This window comes from Craterilacuibacter sp., from assembly GCF_051659485.1.
Taxonomy (GTDB): domain Bacteria; phylum Pseudomonadota; class Gammaproteobacteria; order Burkholderiales; family Chromobacteriaceae; genus Craterilacuibacter.
The window spans coordinates 1-2,921 of the sequence record NZ_JBOFOO010000094.1 but is presented as its reverse complement, the minus strand read 5'-3'; the positions used below and the strand labels follow the sequence as shown (position 1 = coordinate 2,921).

The window sequence follows — 2,921 nt, the reverse complement described above, 5'->3', positions numbered from 1 at the left end:
TCGGTATTCGCCCGTCTTAGGCCATCGCGTGGCTCATGGCTTCGCGGCCTTGTTCGCGCGAGACCTGCGCGACGCGCGCCAGCAGGCGCAAGCTGTCGTCGTGGTCGGCATCGCTGGCGGCGATGCAAAAACCGCCCAGCACGGTGACGCGGTAATCGCGGTCGTGGGCATCACGGGCGGTGCTCTGTACCGCAAGATCTGTGGCACAGCCGGCGATCAGCAGGCGCTCGCAGCGCATATTGCGTAGCAGCAGGTCGAGGGCCGTGCCGTGAAAAGCATTGACGCGGCGCTTGAGCAGCACGCTTTCACCGGGCAAGGGCAGGGCTGCCGGGTGAAAGTCGCAGCCGGGTGTACTCAGGCGCAGCGCGCCATTGATGGCGGCGCTGGCAAACAGCGGCGAGGCGCGCGGCAGTTCACGGTAATCGTCGGAAAAGCCGATGCGGGCATGGATGACCGGTATGCCGTATTGACGCAAGCTGGCAATCAGCCGTGGCAGGTGTTCCAGCGTATGGTGGCGGGCGAGAAAATCGCGGTAGCGCGGCGCACCGACGATATCGTTGATGTAGTCGATCAGGAGCAGTGCGCTTTGCATGATGGGTTTCCTCGGGCTTGGCAAGTCTCACCATAGACGGGGAAAGCACCGTGTGGTGCATCAGCCTGGGGTGTTGTTGGCGGGGCCGGCGCGCAGGATGCTTGCTACGCCACGCTAACATCGCCATGGCAATATAAATTGAGCGTAAAATATCGGTGATTTTTGATAAAAGAAAATTTCTTTCCGCTTCAGACTGCAATCCGGCTATCTATACATGGCCGCAGGTCAGGCCGTCCGTTCGCGCCTGATGCCGTCAGGCTCCTTTTTTGAATTTGCGGATACATAAGCACAGATGAAAGACTATTACGCCCTGCTTGGGGTTTCTCCAGACGCGACCCCCGCTGTTATCAAGGCGTCCTACCGGAAAAAGGCATTCCAGTACCATCCGGACCGCAACCCCGATCCCGATGCTGCACACAAATTCCGCGAAGTGCAGGAAGCCTACGAGGCCTTGTCTGACGGGGACAGGAGGAAGGCTTATGACGACTCTCGCCGTCGCAGCCTGATTGATGATCCTCTGCTGTCAGCGAAACAGATTTGGGAAAACATCATTGAGAAGGCAAAAATATCATGAAAAAATCAAATTACTTTTGGGAAATAAACTCCGCCTATAGCGCCGAAATAGACGACTTGGCATCGAACTCAGAGGGTAAAAACGTACTCGCCATCCGGCTTGAAGAAAAACGGATGCAGATCGATAGCCTGCTGCAGATGGCCGAGTTTGCACCGGAAATGGTGATTCCGGTGTTCCATCAGGCGTTCTCCTTTGCCGAGCCTGCCGTTTTGGCCCGCGCGGCACGTTGCGAGCCCGATGACGACGATTTCCCGCTGTGGGATGATCTGGCTGAAACACTCAAAATTGCGCCGTGGGCGGCGCCCCTGGTGGAGCAGGCACTGTGCTCGGATGGCGGTGAACTCTTTATGGTGACGGCGGCCGTCGCCGAGTTTCTGCGCAGCCATGATCTGGCCGGCTCTGCCGCGTCGGCGGATGCCGAAAACGGGAGCCTAGAGGACGAAGACGACGATGCGCCTGGCGATCTTGGCGAAGCGGGTGCCGACTGGCTGAGCGAGCAGGGCTTCGACTCGGCGCATTCCTGAATCCCCATTTTTTTGCAGAGAAAATCATGACCCATCCCGCCGTTATCAAGACGACCCAACTTATCCTTGCCGGTGACCTGCTGGGCGCCGAAAAGGCACTGGCCCAGGTGGCCGAGACCGAAGGGGACACCGCTTTGGTGGCGCTGCTCGATCAGGTTGCACCCAAGGATCTGCTCGCCATCATGCGCGAGTTTGATGGCGCCAGCGAGTCTATCGTCAACTTGCTGGTCACGCCGGAACAGTTTGTCGAAGCCGTCGTGCTCGAGAAAAAATACGGTGAAAAAGGCCATGACCGCCTTCGCGGCATGATGAATGCGATCCTCTATCGCGACGATGCGCTAACCTCCGAATACCTTGAGGCCATCGGCGAAAAAGAAGAGGGCATGGACGTCCTCGTCAATTATTTCGCCGACCGGGTTGAAGAAGTCCTGACCTTCGCCATGACGGCAGAGCTCGGGAACGATGTCTGCCTGCCCGAAACCATGGATGCCAAGTCCATCGAATGGTTGCGCGGCATGATCGCGGACGTCGATGGCGTCTTGCATGAGGACGAATCCATCCTCACGGCCCGTAGCAAGACTCCGCGCGCGGAAGTAGCCGATCATGACTGGATGGAAACGGCTTGTGTGCTGCGCGATGAACTCAACGATCTTTTCGTGCAGCTGATTATCGCGATTCGCGATCGTCTCGGCTACCGTCTCGAATCGCTGAATACACTGGCGCCAGCACCGGTACCGGCCGCGCCGGCGACTGGCGATGATGAAGAATCCGCAATCTGATATGGCGACCCAGCACAGCGCGCTTGCCGCGATAGATACCCGCTCGTTTTTCGAACAGGCACTGGCTTACGGGATAGGGCAGGGCATTCTGGAGCCGGTGCATCTCGACAAGATTCGGGAGGCCGGCCCCAAGGGCATCGTCCAGATTGCCAACTACTTTGATACGGCGTATCTGCAGGCGAGCCTGGAAGTGGCGGCCGTGCGCATGGTCAATCTGATCAGCCTGTTTCTGGCGGACAAGTCCGGATCCAATCTCCATCTCGCTGCCGTGTCCTTGCGGGACAACTCGCTGCTGTCGCACTCCAAGGGCGGATCGGACATGCTCAAGCGCCTGCACGCGCTGCCGACGGGCTCGCTGCTGGAGCTGCATGCCACGTCGGGCGACGAGCAGGCCTTCCTGAATGAGCGCTCCTACGCTTTTGCCATGTCTGTGGACGCGTACCGCAAGGAAG

At 58.8% G+C, this 2,921-nt stretch carries 5 protein-coding genes; 4 read left to right on the top strand and 1 reads right to left on the bottom strand.

The window, feature by feature from the left end; translation table 11 throughout:
• Positions 1 to 16 precede the first annotated feature (16 nt).
• Positions 17 to 592 carry a cysteine hydrolase family protein gene (locus tag ACRC1E_RS03295; RefSeq protein WP_438513684.1) on the bottom strand — a complete coding sequence of 192 codons (576 nt, stop codon included), beginning with the start codon at positions 590 to 592 and terminating at the stop codon, positions 17 to 19.
• 292 nt (positions 593 to 884) lie between these two features.
• Here ACRC1E_RS03295 and ACRC1E_RS03290 point away from each other — a divergent pair, with 292 nt between their 5' ends.
• From ACRC1E_RS03290 to ACRC1E_RS03275, 4 genes are all read left to right on the top strand, one after another.
• The gene (locus tag ACRC1E_RS03290) at positions 885 to 1,166 is read left to right on the top strand and encodes a DnaJ domain-containing protein (protein ID WP_438513683.1); all 282 of its coding nucleotides are present in this window, start codon (positions 885 to 887) and stop codon (positions 1,164 to 1,166) included.
• Complete coding sequence (locus ACRC1E_RS03285) at positions 1,163 to 1,690, top strand: hypothetical protein (protein ID WP_438513682.1); 528 nt, start codon at positions 1,163 to 1,165, stop codon at positions 1,688 to 1,690. The genes ACRC1E_RS03290 and ACRC1E_RS03285 overlap by 4 nt, the downstream gene beginning before the upstream one ends.
• 26 nt (positions 1,691 to 1,716) lie before the next feature.
• Positions 1,717 to 2,469 (top strand): hypothetical protein, encoded by a 753-nt coding sequence (locus tag ACRC1E_RS03280; RefSeq protein WP_438513681.1) that lies wholly within the window; start codon positions 1,717 to 1,719, stop codon positions 2,467 to 2,469.
• On the top strand, positions 2,447 to 2,921 hold a 475-nt coding region (locus ACRC1E_RS03275), incomplete at its 3' end, for a hypothetical protein (protein ID WP_438513680.1). The genes ACRC1E_RS03280 and ACRC1E_RS03275, both read left to right, overlap by 23 nt.

Excerpts from the sequence above, each read along its gene's own strand:
- ACRC1E_RS03280 (WP_438513681.1), top strand. The coding sequence starts at position 1,717 with ATGACCCATCCCGCCGTTATCAAGACGACCCAACTTATCCTTGCCGGT.
- ACRC1E_RS03290 (WP_438513683.1), top strand. The coding sequence starts at position 885 with ATGAAAGACTATTACGCCCTGCTTGGGGTTTCTCCAGACGCGACCCCC.
- ACRC1E_RS03295 (WP_438513684.1), bottom strand. The coding sequence starts at position 592 with ATGCAAAGCGCACTGCTCCTGATCGACTACATCAACGATATCGTCGGT.
- ACRC1E_RS03285 (WP_438513682.1), top strand. The coding sequence starts at position 1,163 with ATGAAAAAATCAAATTACTTTTGGGAAATAAACTCCGCCTATAGCGCC.